The organism is Pseudomonas sp. ACM7 (assembly GCF_004136015.1).
In the GTDB taxonomy this organism is placed as follows: domain Bacteria; phylum Pseudomonadota; class Gammaproteobacteria; order Pseudomonadales; family Pseudomonadaceae; genus Aquipseudomonas; species Aquipseudomonas frigoris.
Map to the genome: position 1 here is coordinate 658,559 of NZ_CP024866.1, position 6,875 is coordinate 665,433.

The following is a 6,875-nucleotide window of genomic DNA, read 5'->3' on the forward strand; positions in this document are numbered from 1 at the left end:
GAGCGTGACACCCCGCTTTTCTTTAATCGAGATGACGCATGAACAGTGATCTGTTACCCCGCCCGCTCAAGGCACTCGCCCTGACCGCCCTCATGGCCGGTCTACTGTCGACCACCGCCCAGGCGGCCGCCGCCCCGCAACCGGGCAAGGTGTTCAAGGACTGCCGAGACTGCCCGGAAATGGTCGTGCTGCCAGCCGGCACCTTCACCATGGGCACACCGGACGATGAAGTCGGTCGCGAACCCGATGAAGGTCCGATGCATGACGTGACCTTCGCCAAGCCGTTCGCCATGAGCCGCTTCCAGGTCACCGCCGGTGAATGGGACAGCTACGTGCGCGACAGTGGTGTGACCATCGCCAATGGCGACACCCGGCCGGGCCGCGAGTGCGTCGCCAGCAAGCCGCGCTATCCGCAAAGTCCGCGTCAGCCAGCGGTGTGCATGAACTTCGACGACGTGAAGAACTACGTCGCCTGGCTGTCGAAAAAAACCGGGCAGACGTACCGCATGGTCAGCGAGGCCCAACGCGAATATGCCGCGCGTGGCGGCAGCAAAGGGCCGTTCCCCTTCCCGTTCGATGAGGGCAAGGAATACAGCATCAGCAAACACGCCAACACCTATGGCCCGGCGGACGGTTACAGCTTCAGCTCGCCAGTGGGCAGCTACCCACCGAACGCCTTTGGCATGTACGACATGCACGGCAACGTCTACGAATGGGTCGAGGACTGCGAACACCCTGATTACGTCGGTGCCCCCACCGATGGCAGCGCCTGGGTCGAGCCTAAATGCGAAGCCGTGCGGATTCGCGGTAACGACTGGGGCGAAGCGCCGGTGTTCTCGCGCTCCGGCAACCGCAACAGCCAGTACCCGCAAGAGCGCGGCGACTGGATGGGGTTCCGCATCGTGCGCGATCTCTAAGACACACCCCCAATCCTGTGGGAGCGAGCTTGCTCGCGATGACTGCATCACTGTCGATAGATATGTCGACTGTCAGTCCGCTATCGCGAGCAAGCTCGCTCCCACAGGGTCATGTGTTTGAGTCGCGATCGCCGCCAGTCGGCGCCCTTCTAAATTAAGCCTTCCACCAGACGTTCTACAGGGTATCTGCCTTTACGACCCAAGGAACTGTCTTCCATGACCCAGCCTACCCGTGGCGCCATCGGCGAATTGTTCGCCCTGTTGAAACCCTTTCGGCTCATCGTCGCCGCGTCCATTTTCCTGGGCATGGTCGGCGGCCTGAGCGTCACGGTATTGCTGGCGACCATCAACAACGCCCTGCATTCGGACACCGGCCTGACCCAAGGCGTCGTCGCCCTGTTCGCCGGCCTGTGCCTGCTGGCACTGGCCAGTTCGATCTGCTCGGACATCGGCACCAACTATGTCGGCCAGCACATCATCGCCAAACTGCGTAAACAGCTGGGCGAGAAAGTCCTGTCGGCGCCGATCGAACAGATCGAGCGCTATCGCAGCCACCGTCTGATCCCGGTGCTGACCCACGACGTCGACACCATCAGCGACTTCGCTTTCGCCTTCGCGCCGCTGGCCATTTCCGTCACCGTGACCTTGGGCTGCATGGGCTACCTGGCCATTCTGTCGTGGCCGATGTTCCTGATCATGGTCGCCGCCATCCTGATCGGCACAGCGATTCAGGCCTACGCCCAGAGCAAAGGGGTGCAGGGTTTCATGGCCGCCCGAGAGGCCGAAGATGAACTGCAAAAGCACTACAACGCGATTGCCGAAGGTGCCAAGGAATTGCGCATTCATCGCCCACGCCGCCAGCGCATGTTCGTCTCGGGCATCAAGGCCACGGCCGAGTTCATCTGCAACACCCAGGTGCGTTCGATCAATACGTTCGTGATTGCCAAGACCTTCGGCTCGATGCTGTTCTTCGTGGTCATCGGCCTGGCCCTCGCGCTGCAAACCTTCTGGCCGAGCGCCGACAAAACCGTGATGAGCGGTTTCGTGCTGGTGCTGCTTTATATGAAAGGCCCGCTGGAGCATTTGATCAGCACCTTGCCGATCGTCAGCCGCGCGCAGATCGCCTTCCGCCGCATCGCCGAACTGTCGGAGCAGTTTTCCACCCCCGAACCTCATCTGCTGCTCAGCGATAAAGGCAACGTCAAGCAAGCGGTGCACGAACTGAAACTGGCCGATGTACGTTTCAGCTTCCCGGCTGCCGAAGGTGCTGCACCGTTCCAGCTCGGGCCGGTGAACCTGACGATCAAGCAAGGCGACATCACTTTTATTGTCGGCGAGAACGGTTGCGGCAAGACCACGCTGATCAAACTCCTGCTCGGCCTGTACACACCACAACAGGGCGAAATCCGCGTCAACGGCGAGGCGATCGACGCGCAGAACCGCGATGACTATCGCCAGTTGTTCACCACGATTTTTGCCGACTATTACCTGTTCGACGACGTGGTCCAGGGCGATACGCACATCCCCGAAGACGCCAACAAATACCTGCAACGGCTGGAGATCGCGCACAAGGTCAGCGTCAAGGACGGCAACTTCACCACCACCGACCTCTCCACCGGCCAGCGCAAACGCCTGGCCCTGGTCAATGCCTGGCTGGAGGAACGTCCAGTGCTGGTGTTCGATGAATGGGCGGCCGACCAGGACCCGACCTTCCGACGGATCTTCTACACCGAGCTGCTGCCGGACCTCAAGCTCCTGGGCAAGACCATCATCGTGATCTCCCACGATGACCGTTACTTCGACGTGGCGGACCAACTGGTGCGTATGGAAAGCGGACGGGTCGTCACCGAACTGGCCCCTGCCTGATCGGCGTTTCATACCCGCTTGCGCGGACCTGTGGGAGCGAGCTTGCTCGCGATGGGGCCATCACATCCAACATTGATGGCGACTGATCCAACGTCATCGTCGGATCGCCGCCCGGAGCAAGCTCGCTCCCACAGGTTCTGTGCACTTTTACTTCTTCGAAATTTATTTTCCCGGTTTCTTTCCGGTTTTACGTTCGTGCTGCGTCTAATAATCATTCCTATTAACAAAACTCTGCACAACACTTTTTCAGGAGCTCAGGTAAGTAATGCGACCTCAAACACGCCGCACACCTCTCGCGCTGGCCGTACAGCGCCCGACTTTGCATCGCACCCTGTTCACTAGCGTACTGCTGACCGCCACCTTGCTGGGGAGCTCGATGGCCAATGCTGCACCTGTAAAAGTGAACATTGCAGGTCAATCGCTTTCCAACGCGCTGACCGAACTGGGCATGCAGACCAACCTGCAAATCCTCTACAGCCCGGATCAGGTTGCAGGGATCAAGTCTCGCGCGGTGTCCGGTTCACTGGAACCGTCCGATGCCCTCGCCGCCCTGCTGAAAGGCACTGGTATTTCGTTCCAGATCAGTGGTAATACCGTCACCCTGGTGTCCGGCGGCGGCTCGAGCCTGCAACTGGGCGCGACCACCATTTCCGGCCAGGCCCTGGGCCTGACCACTGAAGACACCGGTTCCTACACCACCGGCGCCACCACCACCGCGACCAAACTGCCGCTGACCCTTCGCGAAACACCGCAATCGGTGACCGTGGTGACGCGTCAGCAAATGGACGATCGCGGCGCCAAGAGCGTCGGCGACGTATTGCGCAACACCCCCGGCATCACGGCGCAGAAGTACGACAGTGACCGTACCGAGTTTTCCGCCCGTGGCTTTGCCATCACCAACTTTCAGTACGATGGCGTCAACATCCCGTACGACGGCGTTTACGGTGAAAACCCTAACAACAGCGACGACGCCGCCAGCCTCGATCGCGTCGAAGTCATCAAAGGCGCCACCGGCCTGATGACCGGCGCGGGCGACCCGTCTGCCACCGTCAACCTGGTGCGCAAGAAACCGACCAAGGACTTCAAGGCATCGGTCAGCGCCACCGCTGGCTCCTGGGACAACTACCGCACCGAAGGCGACATCTCCGGTTCGCTGAACGATTCCGGCAGCGTGCGCGGCCACTTCGTCGGTGCCTTGCAGGACAAAGATTCGTACATCGATCATTACAGCCAGAAGAAAGACCTGTACTACGGCATCCTCGAAGCTGACCTGACCGATGACACCCTGTTGACCCTGGGCGTCGACAAGTCCAGTGCCACCCCGCGCGGCAGTTCCTGGACCGGTAACGCGCCGTACTTCACCGACGGTGGCCGCACCGACTTCTCTCGCAGTTTCAACCCGGGTGCCGACTGGAGCCGTCGTGATTTCGACAGCACCACTTACTTCGCATCGCTGGAGCAAGCGCTGGCCAATGACTGGAAATTCAAGGCCAGCTTCGACCAGAAAACCACCGATCATGACACCCGACTGGCCTCGGCCAGCGGGGGTTCTGCGGACCGCGCCACGGGCGAAGGCAATTTCCTTTACTGGGGGCGCTGGGAAGGTCATCGCGTGCAGAACACGGCTGACGTGAACGTCTCCGGTCCGTTCTCACTGGGCGGTCGCGAGCATGAACTGGTAGCCGGCTTCATGGCATCGCACTCGCGCCAGACCGGCGCAACGTACGACACCAGCGCCTTCGAACTGGTGCCGGGCAGCATCTATGACTGGAACGGTAGCCTGCCGAAACAGGACTTCCCGAAAAACGGCAAGTACGAACGCACCCAGAGCCAGAACGGTCTTTACCTGGCCACGCGCCTGCGTCCGACCGACGACCTGTCGTTCATCCTCGGCAGCCGTCTGAGCACCTTCAAATACAACGAAGACTACTCGTACTATCCGGGCGGCACCCTCACCGACACTCAGGCCAGCTACAAGGAACACGGCGTTGTCACGCCTTACGCCGGTGTGGTCTATGACCTGGACGATACCTATTCGGTCTACGCCAGCTACACCAAGATCTACCAGCCTCAGATCAACAAGGACATCAACGGTGCGACCCTGGCACCGGTCGAAGGCGACAGCTACGAAACCGGCCTGAAAGCGGCCTACTTCGAAGGCAAACTGAACGCCAGCCTGGCATTCTTCCGCATTGAGCAGGACAACGTCGCTCAATCGGTCGGCACCGATGTGAATACCGGCGATGGCATTTTCAAAGCCACCGACGGCGCCACCACCAACGGTGTGGAACTGGAACTGGCCGGCGAACTGGCACAGGACTGGAACGTGTCTGCCGGCTACACCTACGCCCGCACCCGTGACAAGGACGAACAACGCATCTTCGGTTTCCCGCTGGCCACCAGCAAACCGGAACACGTGATTCGTACGTTCACCACCTACCGTCTGCCCGGCGCGCTGGACCAGTTCACCGTCGGTGGCGGTGTCAGCTGGCAGAGCGCGTTTTACGGCCAGAGCTACAGCCCCAACGTGGGCGGTGGCGAGGGCGGCAGCACCTCTCTCAAACAAGGCGGCTACACCCTCGTGGACCTGATGACCCGTTATCAGTACGACGAACACCTGAGCTTCACCGCCAATGCCTACAACATCTTCGACAAGAAGTACCTGACGGGCCTGGGCAACTTCGGCACCACGTTCTACGGCGAGCCGCGTAACCTGCAGATCACCGCGAAGTATGATTTCTGAGTGGCTGAGCTGAAATGAAAAATGCCCGTATCGTGAGATGCGGGCTTTTTTTTTATGGCTGTGAGATTTGTGTCGACTGTGATGCCGTCATCGCGAGCAAGCTCGCTCCCACAGTGGATCTGTGGTGGATACAAAACCTGCGTACGACCGAGATCAAATGTGGGAGCGGCGGTGCGACGATTCGACTTGCTCGCGAAGAACGATGACACGGTGGTGCTGGCTAGTCTGGATCATTCCCAGACTTCAGATCAAAGCCGCGAACGCACCCACTCCGCCACTTCCGCATGAATCCCCTCAACCTCCCCCAACAACCCCGCCATGCGCAAAAAGTCATGGGTCATCCCAGGCTGTTCCAGCAACGTCACCTCATTCCCGGCAACACACAGCCGCTCGGCATACGCCACCCCTTCGTCATGCAACGGATCATGCCCCGCCAGATACACCAACGCCGGCGCCACACCCGAAAGATCCTCCGCCAGCAACGGCGAGCACCGCCAATCAGCCAGATCCTGCGGCGTGCGCCCGTAATGCGCATAGAACCAATCCAGCGTCGGCGTCTCCAGCAAATAACCCTCGGCGAAATCCCGATGCGACGCGCGCTTGGTCGTGGCATCCGTCACCGGGTACACCAACAATTGCGCCTTCGGTTTCAACGCCAGTTCCTCAGGTTCACGCACGGCCATGATCGACAACACCGTCGCCAGCGTCGCACCCACGCTATCACCGGCCACGGCCACTCGCGTTGCGTCCAGGCCATGTGCCGCGCCCTCGCGCACCAGCCAGTTCCCCGCATCGCAGGCATCCTGCAACGGCGTCGGGAACCGCCATTCCGGGGCCAGACGATAATCCACCGTCAACAAGGCAAAACCGCCTTGGGAGGCCAGCCGCCGACACAACGCATCATGGGAATCGAGACTGCCGACCACATACCCGCCGCCATGGAAATACAACACCACCGGTTGCAGCCCATCGACCGATTGCCCGTTGCGATACACCCTTGCCGACAGGCTGTGGCCATCTCGCGCGGCGATGGTGAAGTCCTCGCAGGCAACGCTGTCCAGCGGCACATCGAGAAACCCCGACGACGCTTCGAAATCGAGCCGCGCCTGTTGCGGCGACTGTTCATGCATCGCGCGACTTTTACCGGTCACCCGGCCGAACTCGGCGAGTTCTAGTAATGCTTCAAGTTCTGGCAACACAGCCATGGGACGAATCCTTCTACACAAAGAGGTCAAAAATCGGGCAATACACAATTTTGAAACGAGCGAGAATCCTGTGGGAGCGGGCTTGCTCGCGAAGAGGCAATCTCAGGCGACATTGATGTTGCCTGATACAGCGCTTTCGCGAGC

The 6,875-nt window shown here is 60.3% G+C and carries 4 protein-coding genes; 3 read left to right on the plus strand and 1 reads right to left on the minus strand.

Going from position 1 to position 6,875, the window contains the following annotated elements; genetic code table 11:
• Positions 1 to 38: 38 nt before the first annotated feature.
• The 3 genes from CUN63_RS03280 to CUN63_RS03295 all read left to right on the plus strand — a co-directional run bounded on the left by CUN63_RS03280 (position 39) and on the right by CUN63_RS03295 (position 5,526).
• Positions 39 to 917, plus strand: a complete 879-nt coding sequence (locus tag CUN63_RS03280) for a formylglycine-generating enzyme family protein (RefSeq protein ID WP_129437161.1) — start codon at positions 39 to 41, stop codon at positions 915 to 917.
• A gap of 216 nt (positions 918 to 1,133) precedes the next feature.
• Entirely contained in the window at positions 1,134 to 2,783 is a 1,650-nt protein-coding gene (locus tag CUN63_RS03290) for a cyclic peptide export ABC transporter (RefSeq protein WP_129437163.1), read from the plus strand.
• 265 nt (positions 2,784 to 3,048) lie between these two features.
• Positions 3,049 to 5,526, plus strand: coding sequence for a TonB-dependent siderophore receptor (locus tag CUN63_RS03295; protein WP_129437165.1), 2,478 nt, complete (start codon positions 3,049 to 3,051; stop codon positions 5,524 to 5,526).
• 248 nt (positions 5,527 to 5,774) lie between these two features.
• Here the strand turns inward: CUN63_RS03295 and CUN63_RS03300 are convergent, their stop codons facing one another.
• On the minus strand, positions 5,775 to 6,731 hold the full coding sequence (locus CUN63_RS03300; protein WP_129437166.1) for an alpha/beta hydrolase: 957 nt from the start codon (positions 6,729 to 6,731) through the stop codon (positions 5,775 to 5,777).
• Positions 6,732 to 6,875 lie beyond the last annotated feature (144 nt).

What these genes read in the sequence shown, in the direction of transcription:
- CUN63_RS03280 (WP_129437161.1), top strand. Translation starts at nt 39, where the DNA reads ATGAACAGTGATCTGTTACCCCGCCCGCTCAAGGCACTCGCCCTGACC.
- CUN63_RS03290 (WP_129437163.1), top strand. Translation starts at nt 1,134, where the DNA reads ATGACCCAGCCTACCCGTGGCGCCATCGGCGAATTGTTCGCCCTGTTG.
- CUN63_RS03295 (WP_129437165.1), top strand. Translation starts at nt 3,049, where the DNA reads ATGCGACCTCAAACACGCCGCACACCTCTCGCGCTGGCCGTACAGCGC.
- CUN63_RS03300 (WP_129437166.1), bottom strand. Translation starts at nt 6,731, where the DNA reads ATGGCTGTGTTGCCAGAACTTGAAGCATTACTAGAACTCGCCGAGTTC.